Source organism: Pseudomonas sp. BGI-2 (genome assembly GCF_004310295.1).
GTDB lineage: Bacteria > Pseudomonadota > Gammaproteobacteria > Pseudomonadales > Pseudomonadaceae > Aquipseudomonas.
Genome location: NZ_SISB01000041.1, coordinates 39,991 through 61,190, shown reverse-complemented (window position 1 = coordinate 61,190; position 21,200 = coordinate 39,991). Strand labels below are relative to the sequence as shown.

The following is a 21,200-nucleotide window of genomic DNA, read 5'->3' as shown; positions in this document are numbered from 1 at the left end:
GTGCTGGAAGACCAGTACCGTGTACGACGAAAAGGTTTATTTACAGGCCTTGCTCCGGCACGGCTCACCGTTGACCAGCGAGCTGGACACAGCAAAACCGCGTTGACGGAAAGGCTCAGGGCGTGATGGCGGTTTAACAGTCAACATTGATGTTGGATGTTATGGCCTCATCGCGAGCAGGCTCGCTCTCACATTGGTTTTGCGGTGTTACAGCGGTTTGCTGCCGATGCTCACGCCCAGTGTATGGCTCGCCCCCGGCGCCAGTGTCACCACGTCATCCATCACATTCGCCGTCTCGATGCATAGCATCTTCTGCCAGCCATCGTCTGCCATGTCGCTGAACGCCGCCGCGCGTTCGATCCACGGGTTCCAGATCACCGCCGTGCGCGAACCACTGCTGGTCAGCTCGATGCGTCGTTCCCACGCCGGGTCGACAATGCTCAGCTTCGCCGGGGTATTGAGGTAGATGCGATCAGTCTCGCCGGTAAAACGCAGCTCACCGGTCTGAGCCTTGGTTTTCCAGTCATCCAGCGTCTCGATGTAACTCAAGCCATCCAGCCCTTCGACCTGCACATTACGCACATCACTGACCGCGAAATAGCTGTGCAGCGCCTGGCTGATGGTGACTTTGTCAGTGCCGCGATTGTGGCTGGTCAGGCTGATGTGCAGTTGCTCATCCAGACGAATGCTCAGCTTCAGATCCACCTGATGTTGCCAGCCAGGGAAGCCGCCTTCAGGGTAGGGCAGGATGAATTGCACGTTCAGGCTCTCGCCCTCGGCTTCGATACCGCCCAGTTCCCAATCCATCGCCCGGACAAAACCGTGGGCGGTTGGCGGTTCGTTGCTCACGCGCATCGCCTGGACGCTTTGCGGGTTGCGCGGGAAATTGCCAAACCACGGCCAGCACACCGGAACGCCGGCACGGATGCTCTTGCCGGTCTTGAACACAGCCTCGTCGTTCAGCCAGATCAGCGGCGGTTGGCCGGCCAATTGATAACTGAGGATGTGCGCGCCTTGCTGGGCAACCAGCAATTCGGCCTGACCGTGGCGGATGCGCCAACAGTTCAGTTCATCCAGTTTCACGGCTTCAACGTTGGGCGTGCTCATGGGGCAACTCTCGATCAGGAACAATGACTGCAATGGACCGCAGAAACGTTGCGGTGTTTAACGCGCGCGCGGAGGAACCGAACGGGTACGGCCGCTGCCATCGATTGCGACAAACACAAACACGGCTTCAGTCACTTTACGCCACTCGCTGGACAGCGGATCGTCGCTCCAGACTTCGACCATCATCTGAATCGAGCTGCGGCCGATTTCCAGCGCCTGGGTATAGAAGGAGAGCTGAGCGCCCACCGCTACCGGAACCAGGAACGCCATGCGATCAATTGCAACGGTCGCCACGCGTCCGCCAGCGACTTTGCTGGCCATTGCGGTGCCGGCCAGATCCATCTGTGCGACCAGCCAGCCGCCGAAGATATCGCCGAATCCGTTGGTTTCACGCGGAAGCGCGGTGATTTGCAGGGCCAGGTCGCCTTGCGGAATTGGATCTTCTTGTTCGAGCTCTATCATGCCGGGGGTGCCTCTGACCCGTGACTCTTCATAAGTACTTCACGTGAATAGCCGTCTCAAGGAAAAACGATTCAGCCCGAACATACTACGTCCGTCACGTTTTTCGTAAGGCGCCTAAAGGGAAACTCTGCGAAAGCGACTGAACCAGGCAAATACCTTGCCTGACAGCCAGCGCGTTTTCGCACAGCAACCCCTTACAAATGCTGCAACGCAGCGAGTATATCGGTCGGTAGACTCCGAGACGACCGTCCGGTTCTCATTTTGACCGTCAAATATGCACCTCTATGTGCTTTTTCGAACAATTTGCTATCGTGCCGGACCTGCCCAAGCCCCCGCCAGCGTTGTTGGGGTTGCAGATCCGACTATAAGAGAAGCCCTTGCCATGACCACAGCGCCCTCTAGCATCGCGCAGCCGACCCAGCCTGCACGACCGTTAACCCGTAGCGACTACAAGACTTTATCGCTGTCTGCCTTGGGTGGCGCGCTGGAGTTTTACGACTTCATCATCTTTGTGTTCTTCGCCACAGTGGTGGGCAAACTGTTCTTCCCGGCGGACATGCCCGAGTGGCTGCGCCTGATGCAGACGTTCGGCATCTTCGCCGCCGGCTACCTTGCTCGTCCGCTGGGCGGCATTGTCATGGCGCACTTCGGCGATCTGCTGGGCCGCAAGAAGATGTTCACCCTGAGCATTTTCATGATGGCGGTACCGACCCTGATCATGGGCTTGCTGCCGACCTATGCGCAGATCGGCATGTGGGCGCCGATCCTGTTGCTGCTGATGCGGGTGATTCAAGGCGCGGCAATTGGGGGGGAAGTGCCGGGCGCGTGGGTATTCGTTTCCGAACACGTCCCGGCGCGTCATATCGGTTATGCCTGCGGCACTCTGACGAGCGGTCTGACGGCTGGCATCCTCCTGGGTTCATTGGTCGCCACCGCGATCAACAGCATTTACACCCCGCTGGAAGTGTCCGATTACGCCTGGCGGATCCCATTCCTGCTGGGCGGCGTGTTCGGGCTGTTCTCGGTCTACCTGCGCCGCTGGTTGCACGAGACCCCGGTATTCGCCGAGCTGCAACTGCGCAAAGCCCTGGCCGAAGAAGTGCCGCTGCGCGCTGTGTTGCGCGACCATCGCGGTGCGATCCTGATTTCCATGCTGCTGACCTGGCTGCTGTCCGCCGGCATCATCGTGGTCATTCTGATGACCCCGACCGTGCTGCAGACCGTTTACCACTTCTCGCCGACCACGGCGTTGCAGGCTAACAGCCTGGCGATTGTGTTCCTGAGCTTTGGCTGCGTGGCGTCCGGTGCTTTGGCTGATCGATTCGGTGCTGGTCGAGTGTTCGTGTTTGGCAGTGCTGCGCTGTTGTTCAGCTCGTGGACTTTCTATCACAGCCTGTTCAATCACCCGGACTGGCTGTACCCGATGTACGCGTTGACAGGCTTCCTGGTCGGCACCATCGGTGCAGTGCCGTACGTGATGGTAAAAGCCTTTCCGGCGGTGGTGCGCTTTAGCGGGTTGTCGTTCTCCTACAACCTGGCTTATGCGATTTTTGGTGGGCTGACGCCGATGGTTGTGACGCTGCTGCTCAAGGAAAGCCCGATGGGTCCGGCGTACTACGTGGCGATTATTTGTGGGGTCGGGATTCTGGTAGGCGCTTACCTCTGGAAGAAGGGCCGCTAAGCCGACTGACGCCTTCGCGGGCAAGCCTCGCTCCTACAGGATATGCATTAATTCCAACATGGCGTATTTCCTGTAGGAGCGAGGCTTGCCCGCGAAGAACGATGACGCGGTATCCCTTCAAAACATCGAATGCTGGCCTTTCATCTAATTGTCATATTTCAGCCATAGAGTGTTCACACGGCCTGCTGATACTTGGCCCCGACTTAACACACCTATCTGCTAGGAGTAAGGCATGAAACTGAAGCGTTTGATGGCGGCAATGACTTTTGTCGCTGCTGGCGTTGCGACTGCCAACGCGGTTGCCGCTGTTGACCCTGCTATCCCGAGCTACACCAAGACCACTGGTGTGTCGGGCAACCTGTCCAGCGTCGGCTCCGATACCCTGGCCAACCTCATGACCCTGTGGGCTGAGAACTACAAAAAAGAATACCCGAACGTAAACATCCAGATTCAGGCTGCCGGTTCGTCGACCGCGCCACCTGCGCTGACTGAAGGCACCGCTAACCTGGGCCCGATGAGCCGCAAGATGAAGGACAACGAGCTGCAGGCCTTCGAAACCAAATATGGCTACAAGCCAACCGCTATCCCGGTTGCCGTGGATGCCCTGGCTGTGTTCGTGCACAAAGACAACCCGATCCAGCACATGACCATGGAGCAAGTCGACGCGATCTTCTCGTCCACTCGTCTGTGCGGCGCTAAAACCGACGTGAAAACCTGGGGTGACCTGGGTGTGACCGGCGACCTGGCGAACAAGCCGGTTCAACTGTTCGGTCGTAACTCGGTATCGGGCACCTATGGCTACTTCAAAGAAGAAGCCTTGTGCAAAGGCGACTACAAGCCAAACGTCAACGAACAACCAGGTTCGGCTTCGGTCGTACAGTCGATCAGTTCTTCGCTGAACGGCGTAGGTTACTCGGGCATCGGCTACAAAACCGCTAGCGTGAAGACGGTAGCTCTGGCCAAGAAAGGCAGCACCGAGTTCGTCGAAGACACCGAAGAAAACGCCCTGAACGGCAAGTACCCGCTGTCGCGTTTCCTCTACGTTTACGTCAACAAAGCCCCGAACAAGCCTCTGGCCCCGTTGGAAGCCGAGTTCGTGAAGCTGATTCTGTCCAAACAGGGTCAGGAAGTTGTAGTGAAAGACGGCTACATCCCACTGCCGGCCAAGGTTGCTGCAAAAGCACTGGCTGACCTGGGTCTGCAAGAAGGCGGCAACGTCGTAAAGAAGTAACACCTTGAGTCCGGGATGATTTCCGGGCTCCAGTGGGAGCGGGTACGCCCGCTCCTACACCCCCAAATTTTTGATCCACTGCCAGTTCCCTCTGGCGGCGGATTTGTTGCGTCACTGCACTGTCATCTTTCTGTCATACAGGATCGCTAGGGTGTGCGCATGAATGATCTGGCCAATTCCACCATGACTACTAATCCTCCCAAGCGAATTGATTTCAATACGCCTGAGCTGCAACGCAAGCGCCGCATCCGCGCGCTCAAAGATCGCCTGACCCGCTGGTACGTCCTCGTGGGCGGCCTTGCCGTTCTCGGCGCGATCACGCTGATCTTCTTCTTCCTCGCCTACATCGTCTTCCCTCTGTTCCAGGGTGCCGACCTGACGACCAAGGACGCCATCACGCCGGCCTGGATGCAAGACGCCGGCAAGCCGTTGATGATCTCACTGGAAGAGCAGAATCAGGTCGTCATGCGGGTTTCCGACAAAGGGCAGGCGCTGTTCTTCGACATCGACAGTGGCGCCGAACTCAAGCGCGTCGATCTGCCGGTTCCGGCGGGTGCCAGCGTCACTTCCATCGGTGAAGACCAGCCCGGTCATCCGCTGGTAGCGATGGGTTTCTCCAACGGCCAGGCCTTGGTGTTCCGTCACACCTATAAAGTCAGCTACCCGGATGGCAAGAAGACGATCACGCCAGCCATCGAGTACCCGTACGGCGAAACCCCGATAGCGCTGAACGAGGCGGGCGGTGCGCTGGAGCATGTCAGCCTCAACGCCACCGACACCACGCTGATGCTTGTCGGCTCGACCGGTGCGCAACTCAATGTTCTATCGCTGACCAGCGAAGAAAACATGATGACCGGCGAAATCACCAACGAGCAGAAGCGCATCGATCTGCCGCAGATGACCGAGCCGGTGAAGAACATCTTCGTCGACCCGCGCCAGCAATGGCTGTACGTGATTAACGGTCGCGCCCAGGCCGACGTATTCAGCCTGCGTGACAAGAGCCTCAACGGTCGTTACAAGCTGCTCGAAAATGGCGATGCCGAGATTACCGCCAGTACTCAATTGGTCGGCGGTATCTCGCTGATCCTGGGTGATTCGAAGGGCGGTCTGGCCCAGTGGTTCATGGCCCGCGACCCGGATGGCGAGCAGCGTCTGAAGCAGATTCGCACCTTCCAGATGGGCACTACGCCAATCATTGAAATCACCGCCGAAGAACGTCGCAAAGGCTTTGTTGCTCTTGACGCTGCAGGCAAGCTCGGCGTGTTCCACAGCACCGCTCACCGCACCTTGCTGGTGGATCAAGTGGTCGATGGCCAAGGCCTTTTCGGTCTGTCGCCACGGGCCAACCGCATCATTGTGGAGCAGGGCGGCAAGCTGCAACCGCTGCTTCTCGACAACCCGCACCCGGAGGTTTCCTGGAGCGCGTTATGGAGCAAGGTCTGGTACGAGAACTACGACGAGCCTAAATACGTCTGGCAATCGACCGCCGCCAACACCGACTTCGAACCCAAGCTGAGTCTGTCGCCGCTGACGTTCGGCACCCTGAAAGCCGCGTTCTACGCCATGCTGCTGGCCGCGCCACTGGCCGTTGCCGCTGCGATCTACACTGCGTATTTCATGGCCCCGGGCATGCGTCGCAAGGTCAAACCGGTGATCGAGCTGATGGAAGCGATGCCGACGGTGATCCTCGGTTTCTTCGCCGGCCTGTTCCTCGCTCCGTATGTGGAAGGACATTTGCCGGGCATCTTCAGCCTGCTGATGCTTCTGCCGATCGGCATTCTGGTGGCCGGTTTCGTCTTCAGCCGCCTGCCTGAGTCCATCCGCCTGAAAGTGCCGGACGGCTGGGAAAGCGCGATTCTGATTCCGGTGATCCTGTTCGTGGGCTGGCTGTCGCTGTACATGAGCCCGTACATGGAAACCTGGTTCTTCGGTGGCGACATGCGCATGTGGATCTCCCACGACCTGGGCATCACCTACGACCAGCGCAACGCTCTGGTGGTCGGTCTGGCCATGGGGTTCGCGGTGATCCCGAACATCTACTCCATCGCCGAAGACGCCGTGTTCAGCGTGCCTCGCGGATTGACCCTCGGTTCTCTGGCCCTCGGTGCCACGCCGTGGCAGACGATGACGCGGGTGGTGATCCTCACCGCCAGCCCGGGCATCTTCTCGGCACTGATGATCGGCATGGGCCGTGCGGTCGGTGAAACCATGATCGTGCTGATGGCCACCGGTAACACGCCGGTCATGGAAATGAACCTGTTCGAAGGTCTGCGAACGCTGGCCGCCAACGTCGCGGTGGAAATGCCCGAATCGGAAGTCGGCGGCAGCCACTACCGCGTGCTATTCCTCTCGGCGCTGGTGCTGCTGTTGTTCACCTTCGTCATGAACACCCTCGCGGAACTGATTCGTCAGCGTCTGCGCAAGAAATACTCGTCGCTTTAAGAAAGGTAGAAGTCTGTGAAACAGAACTCCCTGAACGGATGGTTCAAGAGCGGCGCCCCAGGCGTCTGGATCAGCGGTGGCGCGGTGTCCATCGCGGTCATCATGACGATTGGCCTGCTCGCGGTGATTGCCGTGCGCGGTCTGGGTCATTTTTGGCCGGCGGACTTGATTCACGCCAGCTACGACGTGCCGGGCCAGGCCAATCACCTGGTCATCGGCGAGATCGTGCAGAAAGAAGAAGTGCCGCGCGAGCGCCTGAAAAGCGCTGGCCTGCCAGTGCCCGATCAGGGCCCGGAGTTCATGACCCGCGAGCTGATCAAGGTCGGCAACCGTGACTTGAACGGCAACGACTTCACCTGGATCGTCGGCGAGTGGCTGACCAACCAGAAGACGCCGCCGGAGCTGATGGCCATCGAGCGCCGCGAGTGGGGCAATTTCTACGGCTACCTGGTCAACGTCAAACAGGAAGGCAAGGTTATTGCTGAAGGCGAAGCCGCGTGGCCTGAGTTGCAGGCTCGTGTTGACCGCGTCAACGAGCTCGCCGCACAGCTCAAGACCCTTGAAAAAGTAGACATCGGCGCGATCAACGCCGGCCTCGAACGCATCCGCCTGCACGGTCGCAAGCTGGAACTGGCCGGCACCCTCGACGCCGCCGCACAAGCGGACATGGAATCCGAGCGCGCCGAGCTGAACGCACGTTATCAGGACATCGAAGCACGTCTTGCCGATCTGCACGCCCAGTTCAACCGCGACAGCCTGACGGCCCGCGATGCCAACGGCAAAGAAGTCGTCATCGACATCGGCAAAGTGGTTCATGCCTACCAGCCGAACGCGATGGGCACCTTCACCAAGATCGGTTTCTACTTCAGCAAGATGTGGGAATTCCTCAGCGACGACCCGCGTGAAGCGAACACCGAAGGCGGGATCTTCCCGGCGATTTTCGGCACTGTGATGATGACCCTGATCATGGCGATGGTCGTGACGCCGTTCGGCGTGCTGGCGGCGGTCTACCTGCGTGAGTATGCGAAACAGAACACCATGACTCGTCTGATCCGCATCGCGGTGAACAACCTGGCGGGCGTTCCGGCTATCGTCTACGGCGTGTTCGGTCTGGGCTTCTTCGTCTACGTACTCGGCGGCTCGGTCGACCGGCTGTTCTTCCCTGAAGCACTGCCGGCACCGACCTTCGGTACGCCGGGCCTGCTCTGGGCCTCCCTGACCCTGGCGCTGCTGGCGGTGCCGGTGGTGATCGTGGCCACCGAAGAAGGCCTGGCGCGGATTCCTCGCACCGTGCGTGAAGGCTCGTTGGCCCTCGGCGCGACCAAGGCTGAAACCTTGTGGAAGATCGTGCTGCCAATGGCCAGCCCGGCGATGATGACCGGCATGATCCTCGCCGTGGCTCGCGCCGCCGGTGAAGTGGCGCCGCTGATGCTAGTGGGTGTGGTGAAACTGGCACCGTCGCTGCCACTGGACGGTAACTACCCGTACCTTCACCTTGACCAGAAGATCATGCACTTGGGCTTCCACATTTATGACGTCGGCTTCCAGAGCCCGAACGTCGAAGCTGCGCGGCCGTTGGTGTACGCCACGGCGCTGCTGCTGGTGCTGGTGATCGCCACGCTCAACTTGTCGGCCGTCTATATCCGTAACCACCTGCGCGAGAAGTACAAAGCGCTGGATAGTTAATACCGCCGCTCCCTGTAGGAGCCAGGCTTGCCGGCGAAGGCGATTTCAAGGACGCCTTCGCCGGCAAGCCTGGCTCCTACAGAACGGCAACACCGCTGGCCCATTTTGTGAGGCCAGCGGACAACCGAACCGAATTTGTTAGCACAGGGAGCCTCCCATGCAGCACGAAGCACATACCCACGGCATCAACATGTCGGCCTTGGGCCGCGATAAACAGAGCTTGAGCCTCGAGCAGGAAACCGTCGCCATCGAAGTGCCAGGCCTGAGCCTGTTCTACGGCGACAAACAAGCGCTGTTCGACGTCAGCTTGAACATCCCGAAACAGCGCGTGACCGCCTTCATCGGCCCGTCCGGCTGCGGTAAGTCCACGCTGCTGCGTACGTTCAACCGCATGAACGACCTGGTGGATGACTGCCGTGTCGAAGGCGCGATCAACCTCTACGGCAACAACATCTACCGTAAGGGCGAAGACGTGGCCGAGCTGCGTCGTCGTGTTGGCATGGTGTTCCAGAAGCCCAACCCGTTCCCGAAAACCATCTACGAAAACGTGGTTTACGGCCTGCGCATTCAAGGCATCAACAAGAAGCGCATCCTCGACGAAGCCGTCGAGTGGGCGTTGAAAGGCGCTGCGCTGTGGGACGAAGTCAAAGACCGTCTGCATGAATCGGCACTCGGCCTGTCCGGTGGTCAGCAACAACGTCTGGTGATCGCTCGCACCATCGCCGTGGAGCCAGAAGTGCTGCTGCTCGACGAACCGTGCTCGGCACTCGACCCGATCTCCACGCTGAAAGTCGAAGAGCTGATCTACGAATTGAAATCGAAGTTCACCATCGTCATCGTGACCCACAACATGCAACAGGCCGCACGGGTTTCCGACTACACGGCGTTCATGTACATGGGCAAACTGGTGGAATTCGGCGACACCGACACCCTGTTCACCAATCCGGCTAAGAAGCAGACCGAGGACTACATCACCGGTCGTTACGGCTAGGAAGCTGTTGTTGCTCACTGAACTGACGCTGCGGTCCACCGCACCTTACCGGACGCTCCAAGGACGCCAACATGATTAGTAAAGAAGGCCTTACCCATCACATCTCCGCGCAGTTCAACGCTGAGCTGGAGGAAGTTCGCAGCCACCTCCTGGCCATGGGCGGTCTGGTGGAAAAGCAGGTTAATGACGCGGTGACCGCGCTGATCGAGGCCGACTCCGGCCTGGCCCAGCAGGTTCGTGAGATCGACGACCAGATCAACCAGATGGAACGCAACATCGACGAAGAATGCCTGCGCATTCTGGCCCGCCGTCAGCCGGCTGCATCTGACTTGCGTCTGATCATCAGCATCTCCAAATCGGTGATCGACCTGGAGCGCATCGGTGACGAAGCGACCAAGATCGCCCGCCGCGCCATTCAGTTGTGCGAAGAAGGCGAGGCGCCGCGTGGTTACGTCGAGGTTCGCCACATCGGTGACCAGGTGCGCAACATGGTGCGTGACGCACTGGACGCGTTTGCCCGCTTCGACGCCGACCTGGCGTTGTCGGTGGCCCAGTACGACAAGATCATCGACCGCGAATACAAGACCGCGCTGCGCGAGCTCGCGACCTACATGATGGAAGACCCGCGCTCTATCTCGCGGGTCTTGAGCATCATCTGGGTGCTGCGTTCGCTGGAACGGATCGGCGACCATGCGCGCAATATCTCGGAATTGGTGATTTACCTGGTGCGCGGCACCGACGTGCGTCACCTGGGCCTCAAGCGCATGAAGGAAGAAGTTGAAGGCACAAGTGCCGAAACCGCTAATGTTCCGGGCAAAGCTGACGATAAGTAAGACTGCCCAAGAAAAACGCCCGGTCCTTTGGCCGGGCGTTTTTTTGTGTGGTTTTCGACTTCAAAAGCAGCACCCGCGAACGAAAAGTCCCGGCGTGACTGAAGGTTTTTGGCAATGTGCCATCAGCAAAACGGTATGCTTGCCGGGATTTTTTCGAGGGGTGATGGATGAGCAAGATCAGTGTGTTGGTGGTGGACGATGCGGCGTTCATTCGTGACCTGGTAAAGAAGTGCCTGCGTAACTACTTCCCGGGTATCCGGACAGAAGATGCCATCAACGGCAAAAAGGCTCAGGCCATGCTGGCCAAGGAAGCTTTTGACCTGGTGCTGTGCGACTGGGAAATGCCGGAAATGTCTGGCCTGGAATTGCTGACCTGGTGCCGCGAGCAGGACAACCTCAAGACCATGCCCTTCGTGATGGTGACCAGCCGTGGCGACAAAGAGAACGTGGTCCAGGCGATTCAGGCCGGCGTTTCCGGCTACGTCAGCAAGCCGTTCACCAACGAACAACTGCTGACCAAGGTCAAACAAGCGCTGAACAAGGTCGGTAAGCTCGACGCCTTGATGAACGGTGCACCGACCAAAATGAACTCGGCCTTCGGCAACGATTCCCTGAGCGCATTGACCGGCGGCAAGGCTGCCGTGGTCGCGGCTCCGGCACCGGCGGCTGCACCTTCACGCGGCTTGCTCAGTAGCCCGCCGGTCAAGGCACCGGTCGCTGCTTCCGCACCGGCCAGCGGTCGTGGCCAAGGCCAGTTGCGTTTGCCAAGCGGCATTCAGCAATGCGTGATCAAAGCCTTGAGCATCAAGGAAGCACTGCTGGTGGTGAAACGCACCGACACGCTGCCACAAGTCCTCGACAGCGCCGTGCTCGATCTGGAGCAGGGCGACAACGCTGAAGTCGCGCGCCTCAATGGCTACTTGCACGCCATCGTCGCGTTTGAACCGAAACCCGACAGCGACTGGCTGCAACTGACCTTCCGCTTTGTGGATCAGGATGCGCAGAAGCTCGACTACATCTCCCGCCTGATTGCTCGTGGTACGGCGCAGAAGCATTTCGTACCCGGCGCGTAACGTGTACCGCTGATCGTTCCCACGCTCTGCGTGGGAATGCCTCCCCGGACGCTCCGCGTCCGCTTCGGTGGGACGCAGAGCGTCCCTTGCTGCATTCCCACGCAGAGCGTGGGAACGATCATTTGAAACATCTGCCGACTACCCGGGTCCATTGCAGCTGCTAGGCTCCTCCCCAGGCCTTACTCGACAGAATCTTGCCAATGCTCGCGCGCCTGTTGTTTTTCTGTGGTCTTTTCATGGCCTCCACCTCGGCTGTGGCCATGACTATCTACAAGTCCAAAGACGCCAACGGCGTGGTCTCCTATAGCGACCGCCCCACCAAAGGCTCCCAGGTGTTCGTTTTTCGTGATCGCATGGTTGAGCACCTTGAGCGCCAGGTGTACCTCGAGATCAAGAAGCAGAAGGGCGTGGACAACGTGTACGTGCGCAACGACCTGTATGCGCCGGTCGAGATCGAGCTGAGTTTTGCCGGGCTGAACAATGTCAGTGGCGCGCCGAGCCGACCGATCCGCCGGGTGATGCCGGCGCGCAGCAACATCCGTCTGGCGCTGCTCACGGCGACGAAACCCGGAAAGCCGCTGGCGTACACCCCAAGGTTCGAATATTCCCTGGGCGACCCTTCAGGGACCGCCTTGGCCTATCGGTATCCGCTGCCCTGGCGTGGCGGGCCGTTTCGTTTGAGTCAGGGCGCCAACGGCCAGTACAGCCACTTCGGCGCCAAGAACCGCTACGCCATGGACATCGCCATGCCCGAAGGCACGCCGATCATCGCGGCGCGAGGCGGGGTGGTGGTGAAAACCGAAAATGCTCAGACCGGACGCGGCACCGATCCGTCGGGCAATTTCGTGCGGGTGCTGCACGATGACGGAACCATGGGTGTGTACCTGCACCTCAAGCAAGGTTCAGTCAGCGTTCGCGAGGGGCAACGGGTCGCGGTGGGGAGTGCGCTGGCACTGTCGGGCAATACCGGCAACAGCAGCGGGCCACACTTGCACTTCGTGGTGCAGCGCAATACGGGGTTGGGGCTGGTGTCGATTCCGTATCAGTTCAATCAACCGGTGGGGAGTCTGCCGAACTTTGCGCTCGGCAAACAGTGAAGGTGATGGAGATTAATTGTGGCGAGGGGATTTATCCCCGTTGGACGGCGAAGCCGTCCCAATTCCTCTAAATACGACGGGGTCGCTTCGCGACCCAACGGGGATAAATCCCCTCACCACAAAAGCCCGCCAGCTCCTGATCAATCGAGCATCAACACCTTGGCCAGAATAATCTTCGGCCCTTTCATCTTCTTGATGATGATCCGCAAGCCTTCGACTTCCAGCACTTCTTCCTCTTCCGGCACCCGTTTCAGGGTTTCGTAGACCAGCCCGGCGAGGGTTTCGGCTTCGATGTGGTCCAAGTCGATGCCCAGCAGTCGTTCGACCTTGAACAGCGGCGTATCACCCCGTACCAGCAACTTGCCCGGTTGGTACGCGAGGATGCCGCGCTCAGCCTTGCGGTGTTCGTCCTGAATGTCGCCCACCAGCACCTCAAGTACGTCTTCCATGGTCAGGTAGCCGATGATGTTGCCATCGGCCTCTTCAACCAGGGCGAAGTGCGAGCCGCCCTTGCGGAACTGCTCCAGCAACTGAGACAGCGGCATGTGCCGCGACACACGCTCCAGCGGCCGGGTCAGTTCGGCGAGGTTGAACGACTCGGGGATGTGGTCCAGGGCCGCCAATTCGAGCAGCAGATCCTTGATGTGCAGCAGGCCGACGAACTCCTGGCTTTCGCTGTCGTACACCGGATAACGGCTGAACTTGTGGCGACGGAACATCGCCAGGATTTCCTTGAGCGGCGCGTTGAACTCCAGCGTCACCAGGTCTTCACGGGAGTTCGCCCAGTCGACCACTTCCAGCTCGCCCATTTCCACGGCGGAAGCCAAAACACGCATGCCCTGGTCGCTTGGGTCCTGGCCACGGCTGGAGTGCAGGATCAGTTTCAGTTCTTCACGGCTGTAATGATGCTCGTGATGCGGGCCGGGTTCACCCTGACCGGCGATCCGCAGGATCGTGTTGGCGCTGGCGTTGAGCAGGTAAATCGCCGGGTACATGGCCCAGTAAAACAGGTACAGCGGCACCGCGGTCCAGAGCGACAGCAGCTCGGGTTTGCGGATGGCCCAGGATTTCGGGGCCAACTCGCCGACCACAATGTGCAGGTACGAAATGATGAAGAACGCCGTGAAGAACGACACACCTTTGACCACTTCGGCCGACTCTACGCCAACGGCGCTCAGCACTGGCTCGAGGATGTGCGCGAACGCCGGTTCACCGACCCAGCCAAGGCCCAGGGAGGCGAGGGTGATGCCCAATTGGCACGCCGACAGGTACGCATCGAGCTGACTGTGAACGGTGCGCAGGATGTGTCCGCGCCAGCCGTTTTTTTCAGCGATGGCCTCGACCCGGGTCGAGCGCAATTTGACCATGGCAAATTCCGCCGCAACGAAAAAGCCGTTGAGCAAAACCAGGATCAGAGCAAAAAGAATCATGCCGAAATCGGCGAAGAGTGTCGCGAGGGTCAAGCCAGGGGAAGGGTCCATGATGGAGTTTTGCGGGTTCCGTGTATTCGAAAAGGGGGTCGATGCGGTGCCTGAAGGGCAGGCACAAGTCAGCCAATGTAGCGGCTGACTTGGTGATTGCCTAGTGGCGAGTGCTGGCCGGTATCAGTCGGCGGTGCTGATGACCCGGGTTTTCGTGACTTGGGCCGGCGCAAAATGGCAGGTAAACGTGCTGCCATGCCCCGGCACACTGCTGATTTCCATCCGCGCGCGGTGTCGTAGCAATACGTGTTTGACGATCGCCAGGCCGAGGCCAGTGCCGCCGGTGTTGGAGTTGCGGCTGGAGTCGACGCGGTAGAAACGTTCGGTCAGGCGCGGCAGGTGTTTGCTGTCGATGCCGATCCCGGAGTCCTGCACGCTCAAATGTGCGCCTTGCTCATCGCCCCACCAGCGAATGCGGATATTGCCTTCGGCCGGGGTGTATTTCACCGCGTTGAACACCAGATTGGAAAACGCGCTGCGCAACTCGGCTTCGCTGCCCTTGAGCAGAATCGTCGGATCGGCTTCCAGGGTGATGCGTTGGTTTTTCTGGCCGGACAACTGCTGGGCATCGCCAGTGATCGATTGCAGCAAGCCGTCGATGACCACCGGCTGGTTGTCCGACGGGTAATCGGTGGCTTCCAGTTTGGCCAACAGCAGCAAGTCGTTGAGCAAGGTCTGCATGCGCCCGCCTTGCTGCTGCATTTGCTGCAAGGCACGGGTCCAGCGCGGGTTCACCTCCTCGACGTTGTCGAGCAGGGTTTCCAGGTAGCCGCAGATCACCGTCAGCGGTGTGCGCAATTCGTGGGACACGTTGGCGATGAAGTCTTTGCGCATCTGTTCCAGCTGATGAATGCGCGTCACGTCGCGCACCAGCATCAGGTGTTCGTTGTTGCCGTAGCGGGTGATGTACAGCTGAATGCGTACGCGATCATTGGTCGGCGAAGGAATTTCCAGCGGTTCGGCGTAGCTGTTCTGCTCGAAATATTCCTTGAAGCGCGGATGGCGTACCAGGTTGGCGACCGGCTGACCGCTGTCTTGCGGTGTCTTGAGGCCGAGCAGGGTCTCGGCGGCGCGGTTCCACCATTCCAGGTTGCCGTCGCTGTCGAGCATGATGACGGCGTCTTTCAGCGCGGCGGTGGATTCCTGAACCCGGTCGATCACCGCTTGCAGACGTCCGCGCACACGTTGGTCACGGCGTTGCAGGTGATAGATGCTGTCGAACACCTCACCCCACAGGCCATAGCCGTCGGGGGGGGCTTCGTCGGCTTTGTGCAGCCGCAGCCATTCGTGCAGCCGCAGCAATTGCTTGAGGGTCCAGGCCAGGTAAAGGCCCAGGCCCGCGGCGAGGCTCCAGCCGTAGTAGCCGGTAATCAGGCCGATCACCAAACAGCCGGTCACCAGCAACAACATGTGGCGAATCAGGGTGCCATGCCAGTTTTGGTTCAATTGAACACGCGTCCTTGTCAGCGAGTCTGGCGGTCAGCTCAGGCCTTGGTGGAAAACCGGTAGCCGGTTCCGCGCACGGTTTGTACCAGATTTTCGTAGGCGTCGCCGAGGGCTTTGCGCAGGCGACGGATGTGCACGTCGACGGTGCGCTCTTCGACATACACGTTGCCGCCCCAGACCTGATCCAGCAACTGGCCACGGGTGTAGGCACGCTCCTGGTGAGTCATGAAAAATTGCAGCAGACGGTATTCAGTCGGGCCCATCTCAGCGGGTTTGCCGTCGATGGTCACACGATGGCTGATCGGGTCCAGCAGCAGGCCACCGACTTCGATCGGCGTCTCGCCATCGGTAGGGCCGGCGCGGCGCAGCACGGCCTTCAGGCGCGCCACCAGCTCACGTGGGGAAAAAGGCTTAGTGATGTAGTCATCGGCGCCGACTTCCAGGCCCTGGATCTTGTTGTCCTCTTCGCCCTTGGCGGTGAGCATGATGATCGGGATGTCCCCGGTCAGCTCATCACGCTTGAGGCGTCGGGCCAACTCGATACCGGAGGTGCCGGGTAGCATCCAGTCCAGCAGGATCAGGTCCGGCTTGCGGTCAACGATGATGGCATGGGCCTGCTGGGAGTTCTCAGCCTCCAGGCAGTCATAGCCGGCCATTTCCAACGCAACGGCGATCATTTCGCGAATGGGCGCTTCGTCGTCGACGATCAGAATGCTCCTGCCAACCATGCCTTAATCCTCTTGTCATTTAACTGTCTTGCGCCGCATTAGATAACGGAATTATTGCAGTCGTGTGACAGTATTCTAGTCGCCCGGCGATTGTTGTGATCCTGAACTAAGCTCTAATTCCGAATCCTGACAACCACAAAAGGAAGGTTTCCATGAAGCTATACTCGCAATCCATCAAGGCTCTGATGCTGACCGCGGCCCTGGCGTTGCCATCGATGGCCTTCGCGGCTGAGCCAGCAATGATGAAAGACGGAATGATGGTCGATCATAAGGGTATGACGGTGTACACGTTCGACGAGGATGCTGGCGGCAAGTCAATGTGTAACGATGATTGTGCCAAGAACTGGCCGCCAATGATGGCTCCGGCGGGTGCAAAGGCCGAAGGCAAGTGGAGCGTTATCAAGCGCGATGACGGCACGAGTCAATATGCCTACGACGGTAAACCGCTTTACACGTTCGTGAATGACAAAAAACCCGGTGACATGGTAGGCGACAAAATGAAGAACGTCTGGCACGTCATGCACGAGTCGCAGAAGTAATCAATCAAAGCCTATAGCCGCTACCGAAACATGCGTTCGGCAGCGGTTGGGGCGATCAGCGAGTGGCGTAATCCAGCACAATCCCGACAAAAATCGCCAACCCGGCCCAGTGGTTGTGCAAAAACGCCTTGAAGCAGCGCATCCGGTCCTTGCCGCGGGTGTGCCAAAACTCCCACGCAAAACAGCCCGCTGCCGCCAGCAATCCCAAGTGGAACCAGCCGCCGAGCTCGAATTTCGACCCGGCCAGCAGCAGGCAACCCAGCGCCAGCCCTTGCAGGGTCAGGATGATCACCCGGTCCGCTTCGCCAAACAGAATCGCTGTGGATTTCACGCCTATCTTCAGGTCGTCGTCGCGGTCAGTCATGGCGTAATAGGTGTCGTAGCCCACCGTCCACAGCAGGTTGGCGATCCACAGCAGCCAGGCGGCCGCTGGCAGTTCACCAGTCTCGGCGGTGAATGCCATCGGCATGCCCCAAGAGAACGCCGCGCCCAGCACCACTTGTGGGTAATAGGTGTAGCGCTTCATGAACGGGTAAGTGAAGGCCAGAGCCAAACCACCGAACGACAGCCAGACCGTCGTGGCATTGGTGCACAGCACCAGCAAAAAGCTCACGCCCATCAGCAGCGCGAAGAACACCAGGGCTTCTTTGGAACTGATCTTGCCGCTCACCAATGGCCGCTGTTCGGTGCGCTTCACGTGGCCGTCGACTTTGCGGTCCGCCCAGTCATTAATTACGCAGCCGCCGGCGCGGGTCAGCACCACACCGAGGACGAAAATGACGATGTTGGCCAGTGACGGTGAACCTTTACCGGCAATCCACAGTGCCCATAGCGTCGGCCACAGCAGCAGATAAATGCCGATCGGCTTGTCCATGCGGGTCAGCTGAACGAAATCCCAGGCCCGAGGGTTCAAGCGATTCAGGGACTTGAGCAGGCTCTGGTACATCAGCAATTCTCCGGATGGGCGCGGGTAGCGTTCCACAGGGTCGGCAAGAAAATTTCGGCCACCAGCACGCTCAAGGCGCCACGGTCGAAACGCGAGCGCCGGCCCCACAGTTCAGGTGCCCGGGACTCCATCGGCAGCCACTGTTGAGGATAATGACAAACCTCGATAGCGCGGCGCTGGAACGCTTGATCGCAAAACAGCAATTCGCCCAGGGAACGGCTGCCCAATTCGTCCATGTGCAAACCGTCGCCCTGCAATGCGCTGCGCGCCGCCACGCTGCGTGCAAACACCCAGGCCTCGCCGTGGCCGCGCAGATACACCTCGCGAACCCAGCCCTCGCTGCCTTCGGCCAGATCCAGTGCGGCGCATTCATCGGCGCGCAGGGGCTGCCAGCCTTCGAAGAGTGGCGTGACGCTGAAGCCGTCATTCGACAAACGGATCAGCCGTCGGGTCAGAGAGCCTTCGTCGAACAACCAGTCGAGGGTAGACGTGTCAGGAAGGGGCGTCAGTTGGCTTTCAGGGAGCCAGAACGGGGTCGCGGTGGGGAATTTTGAGTGCGGCACAGTGAGTCATTATTGGCAGCAAATGAGGCGGCGAGCTTACCATGTCAGCCAGCGATTTTGATTGATCCGGGCCGTCGTCGCGCCGAACAGGCTTGCATCTGCCTTGCCCGATCAGTACAAAACGCCCCTGAGCCGGACGGCATCGCTCCACCTATCGACCGTTCGCGCCGGCAATAAGCCTGAATCCTGAGGAAGTACCTGAATGAAAAAGTGGCAATGTGTGGTCTGCGGCCTGATCTATAACGAAGCCGACGGCTGGCCGGACGACGGCATTGCGCCGGGCACGCTGTGGCAAGACGTACCGGAAGACTGGCTGTGCCCGGACTGCGGCGTCGGCAAGATGGATTTCGAAATGATTGAAATCAACTAATAAGAAACCGAGGAGTAAGGAATGAACGCACCTGTCGTGATCGTCGGCACTGGGCTGGCCGGCTACAACCTGGCCCGCGAGTTTCGCAAGCTCGATGGCGAAACCCCGCTGCTGCTGATTACCGCCGATGACGGACGCTCCTACTCCAAGCCGATGCTCTCCACCGGTTTTGGCAAGAACAAAGACGCCGACGGCCTGAGCATGGCCGAGCCGGGCGCCATGGCCGACCAATTGAAGGCTGAAGTGCGCACTCATACGCGTATCAGCGGCATCGATCCGGGCCACAAACGCCTTTGGATCGGTGAGGAAGCGGTGATTTATCGCGACCTGATCCTCGCCTGGGGGGCGGAAACCGTGCGGGTGCCCATCGAAGGCGACGCGGCTGATGCGGTGTTTCCGATCAACGACCTGGAAGATTACGCACGCTTCCGTGCCGCCGCGGCGGGCAAACGCCGGGTGCTGCTGCTCGGTGCCGGCCTGATCGGTTGCGAGTTCGCCAACGACTTGATCCTCGGCGGCTACGAGGTGCAACTGGTTGCACCATGCGAACAGATCATGCCGACCCTGTTGCACCCGGCCGCAGCCGCTGCGGTTCAGGCCGGGCTGGAAAGCATGGGCGCGCGCTTCCACCTTGGGCCGGTACTCAACCGCTTGCAGCGCGTCGCGGACGGCCTGGAAGCGCATCTGTCCGATGGGCAGGTGATTCCGTGCGACGTGGTGGTCTCGGCCATTGGCCTGCGTCCACGTATCGATCTGGCGGCTGCGGCCGGTGTGCAGGTCAATCGCGGCGTGGTGGTCGACCGCCACCTGAAAACCTCCCACGCCAATATCTACGCGCTGGGGGATTGTGCCGAGGTCGATGGGCTGAGCTTGTTGTACGTCATGCCCCTGATGAGCTGTGCGAGAGCGCTGGCACAAACCCTCGCTGGCAACCCTACGGCCGTGAGTTATGGCCCGATGCCGATCACCGTGAAAACCCCGGTCTGTCCGTTGGTGGTTTCGCCGCCACCACGGGGCGCCGAGGGCGTCTGGACCGTCGAAGGGCAGGGCGCGGACATCAAAGTATTGTGTCGCGATACCAGCGGAAAACTGCTCGGTTATGCCCTGACAGGCGCGGCGGTGATGGAAAAACTGGCCCTGAACAAAGAGCTTCCGGCACTGCTGGCGTAAATACCGGTCGTTCTGTCGGAATCACCCCTCTTTTGCCCCTACAAAGGTCGCGCCGAGACTGGCGCGGGTCTTCCGTGCATGCCATTCTCACTCCCGTCTGCCGCAGAGTAGAGCACCTGCGGCGCTTTGGGCGCTGTTCCAGCGAGAACAGCACGGACATAACAACAAAAAACCGTCAAAGGGGCTTCACTAACATGCGTAAACCAGAACTCGCCGCAGCAATTGCTGAAAAAGCAGACCTCACCAAAGAGCAGGCCAACCGCGTTCTCAACGCCGTTCTCGAAGAAATCACCGGCGCTCTGCACCGCAAGGACAGCGTCACGCTGGTGGGTTTCGGTACCTTCCTGCAACGCCATCGCGGTGCCCGCACCGGCAAAAACCCGCAAACCGGTGAGCCCGTCAAAATCAAGGCCAGCAACACCGTTGCGTTCAAGCCAGGCAAATCGTTGAAAGACAGCGTTAATCCGTAATCCGCATCCAAATCTCGCGTAGCAGGGGAGCGGAATAAAGATGGGCACGCCAACCAGGTTGGGTGCCCATTTTTTTATGGGTCGCGAGGTAATGCCGATCAGTCAAGGCAAGACGCGGCCCGAACCGAACGCAGGCCTCGCCAGCTGCTATAGGATGCGTTGCTTCTGAACTACTTAACGGATCAGATAACTCGGTTTTGTTGCTTGGCGAATATCGCTGCCATTTCCGGTTCATCCAGATGATCCAATGCTCGCTCCACCAACAAATGCACCCCATCGGCCAGCCACCATCAAATGCAGGTAGGAAATACCTGTCTGACGGACGCTTGTGCTACTTCAATTTCCAGCGAGCGACTAAACCCGATCACTGACGATCAGTGACAGGAATGAAGGTACCGACCGGCCCCAAGGCGCACAAGCCGGCGGATTCTGGCGCAGCCGTAGGCAACGGCGCAAGGTGTTGTAGCTTGCAGGAAGTAACCTTGAGGTGTTTTAAACAGGCGCTGTCATCGGTTTTAGCTACCGGAAGTTTTTGCACTCCTTACCAGCTTCCATAGGGCATTCCGAATTTGTCGATGCAGGCTCTGGACTCTTCTGTAAGCGGTCGATGTTTGCCCACTTCCCTCTGCTACGAAGACTTGTGCCAAATAGTCCGCACCCGACCGCAGACAGCGACTTAACGGATCCGTCCTACACAAAACATCGATTTGCCTGACTTCACCAATTCGTAGATCCACGCAAAGTCCCGTGTCTTTAATAGACACAGGGATATGTGGATGCACAGTGCTGCCAACCAAGTCATTTTCAGACACGACGCTGATTTTTCCTGCGACATTCAGGTACTCAATCAGCCCGAGCGCATCCCCCCAACGCTCCATACTCAA

The 21,200-nt window shown here is 59.3% G+C and carries 19 protein-coding genes; 12 read left to right on the top strand and 7 right to left on the bottom strand.

Going from position 1 to position 21,200, the window contains the following annotated elements; genetic code table 11:
* Window positions 1-207: 207 nt before the first annotated feature.
* On the bottom strand, window positions 208-1,107 hold the full coding sequence (locus tag EYC95_RS23910; RefSeq protein ID WP_131062511.1) for a D-hexose-6-phosphate mutarotase: 900 nt from the start codon (window positions 1,105-1,107) through the stop codon (window positions 208-210).
* A gap of 57 nt (window positions 1,108-1,164) precedes the next feature.
* Window positions 1,165-1,569: an acyl-CoA thioesterase gene (locus tag EYC95_RS23905; protein ID WP_007896491.1), complete on the bottom strand. Its 405-nt coding sequence runs from the start codon at window positions 1,567-1,569 to the stop codon at window positions 1,165-1,167.
* A gap of 382 nt (window positions 1,570-1,951) precedes the next feature.
* Here EYC95_RS23905 and EYC95_RS23900 point away from each other — a divergent pair, with 382 nt between their 5' ends.
* The 8 genes from EYC95_RS23900 to EYC95_RS23865 all read left to right on the top strand — a co-directional run bounded on the left by EYC95_RS23900 (window position 1,952) and on the right by EYC95_RS23865 (window position 12,603).
* Entirely contained in the window at window positions 1,952-3,250 is a 1,299-nt protein-coding gene (locus EYC95_RS23900) for an MFS transporter (protein WP_131062510.1), read from the top strand.
* Window positions 3,251-3,482: 232 nt separating this feature from the next.
* Complete coding sequence (locus EYC95_RS23895) at window positions 3,483-4,481, top strand: phosphate ABC transporter substrate-binding protein PstS (RefSeq protein ID WP_131062509.1); 999 nt, start codon at window positions 3,483-3,485, stop codon at window positions 4,479-4,481.
* A 408-nt stretch (window positions 4,482-4,889) separates the two neighbouring features.
* A complete protein-coding gene (locus tag EYC95_RS23890; RefSeq protein WP_178083851.1) occupies window positions 4,890-6,923 on the top strand; it encodes an ABC transporter permease subunit in 2,034 nt (677 codons plus the stop codon).
* A 15-nt stretch (window positions 6,924-6,938) separates the two neighbouring features.
* A complete protein-coding gene (gene pstA / locus EYC95_RS23885) occupies window positions 6,939-8,609 on the top strand; it encodes a phosphate ABC transporter permease PstA (protein WP_131062507.1) in 1,671 nt (556 codons plus the stop codon).
* Window positions 8,610-8,766: 157 nt separating this feature from the next.
* Window positions 8,767-9,600: a phosphate ABC transporter ATP-binding protein PstB gene (gene pstB / locus EYC95_RS23880; protein ID WP_131062506.1), complete on the top strand. Its 834-nt coding sequence runs from the start codon at window positions 8,767-8,769 to the stop codon at window positions 9,598-9,600.
* A 71-nt stretch (window positions 9,601-9,671) separates the two neighbouring features.
* The gene (gene phoU, locus EYC95_RS23875; RefSeq protein WP_007896483.1) at window positions 9,672-10,433 is read left to right on the top strand and encodes a phosphate signaling complex protein PhoU; all 762 of its coding nucleotides are present in this window, start codon (window positions 9,672-9,674) and stop codon (window positions 10,431-10,433) included.
* A 167-nt stretch (window positions 10,434-10,600) separates the two neighbouring features.
* The gene (locus EYC95_RS23870) at window positions 10,601-11,506 is read left to right on the top strand and encodes a response regulator (protein ID WP_131062505.1); all 906 of its coding nucleotides are present in this window, start codon (window positions 10,601-10,603) and stop codon (window positions 11,504-11,506) included.
* Window positions 11,507-11,706: 200 nt separating this feature from the next.
* The gene (locus EYC95_RS23865; protein WP_131062504.1) at window positions 11,707-12,603 is read left to right on the top strand and encodes a peptidoglycan DD-metalloendopeptidase family protein; all 897 of its coding nucleotides are present in this window, start codon (window positions 11,707-11,709) and stop codon (window positions 12,601-12,603) included.
* Between the two features lie 140 nt (window positions 12,604-12,743).
* On the opposite strand, the gene EYC95_RS23860 is transcribed toward EYC95_RS23865, so the two are convergent.
* From EYC95_RS23860 to phoB, 3 genes are all read right to left on the bottom strand, one after another.
* On the bottom strand, window positions 12,744-14,084 hold the full coding sequence (locus EYC95_RS23860) for a hemolysin family protein (RefSeq protein WP_131062503.1): 1,341 nt from the start codon (window positions 14,082-14,084) through the stop codon (window positions 12,744-12,746).
* A gap of 123 nt (window positions 14,085-14,207) precedes the next feature.
* Window positions 14,208-15,494, bottom strand: a complete 1,287-nt coding sequence (gene phoR, locus EYC95_RS23855) for a phosphate regulon sensor histidine kinase PhoR (RefSeq protein WP_256656996.1) — start codon at window positions 15,492-15,494, stop codon at window positions 14,208-14,210.
* A 74-nt stretch (window positions 15,495-15,568) separates the two neighbouring features.
* Complete coding sequence (gene phoB / locus EYC95_RS23850) at window positions 15,569-16,258, bottom strand: phosphate regulon transcriptional regulator PhoB (protein WP_008150066.1); 690 nt, start codon at window positions 16,256-16,258, stop codon at window positions 15,569-15,571.
* 152 nt (window positions 16,259-16,410) lie between these two features.
* Here phoB and EYC95_RS23845 point away from each other — a divergent pair, with 152 nt between their 5' ends.
* Window positions 16,411-16,797 carry a hypothetical protein gene (locus tag EYC95_RS23845; RefSeq protein WP_131062501.1) on the top strand — a complete coding sequence of 129 codons (387 nt, stop codon included), beginning with the start codon at window positions 16,411-16,413 and terminating at the stop codon, window positions 16,795-16,797.
* A 55-nt stretch (window positions 16,798-16,852) separates the two neighbouring features.
* Here EYC95_RS23845 and ubiA read toward each other — a convergent pair whose 3' ends face one another.
* Window positions 16,853-17,743, bottom strand: a complete 891-nt coding sequence (gene ubiA, locus EYC95_RS23840) for a 4-hydroxybenzoate octaprenyltransferase (protein ID WP_131062500.1) — start codon at window positions 17,741-17,743, stop codon at window positions 16,853-16,855.
* Window positions 17,743-18,306 (bottom strand): chorismate lyase, encoded by a 564-nt coding sequence (locus tag EYC95_RS23835; protein ID WP_131062499.1) that lies wholly within the window; start codon window positions 18,304-18,306, stop codon window positions 17,743-17,745. The genes ubiA and EYC95_RS23835 overlap by 1 nt, the downstream gene beginning before the upstream one ends.
* A 202-nt stretch (window positions 18,307-18,508) precedes the next feature.
* Between EYC95_RS23835 and EYC95_RS23830 the strand changes: the two genes are divergently transcribed.
* The 3 genes from EYC95_RS23830 to EYC95_RS23820 all read left to right on the top strand — a co-directional run bounded on the left by EYC95_RS23830 (window position 18,509) and on the right by EYC95_RS23820 (window position 20,316).
* On the top strand, window positions 18,509-18,676 hold the full coding sequence (locus tag EYC95_RS23830) for a rubredoxin (RefSeq protein WP_007954349.1): 168 nt from the start codon (window positions 18,509-18,511) through the stop codon (window positions 18,674-18,676).
* 21 nt (window positions 18,677-18,697) lie between these two features.
* Window positions 18,698-19,846 (top strand): NAD(P)/FAD-dependent oxidoreductase, encoded by a 1,149-nt coding sequence (locus EYC95_RS23825; protein ID WP_131062498.1) that lies wholly within the window; start codon window positions 18,698-18,700, stop codon window positions 19,844-19,846.
* A gap of 194 nt (window positions 19,847-20,040) precedes the next feature.
* Window positions 20,041-20,316 carry an HU family DNA-binding protein gene (locus EYC95_RS23820; RefSeq protein WP_003213368.1) on the top strand — a complete coding sequence of 92 codons (276 nt, stop codon included), beginning with the start codon at window positions 20,041-20,043 and terminating at the stop codon, window positions 20,314-20,316.
* The last annotated feature ends 884 nt before the right edge of the window (window positions 20,317-21,200 follow it).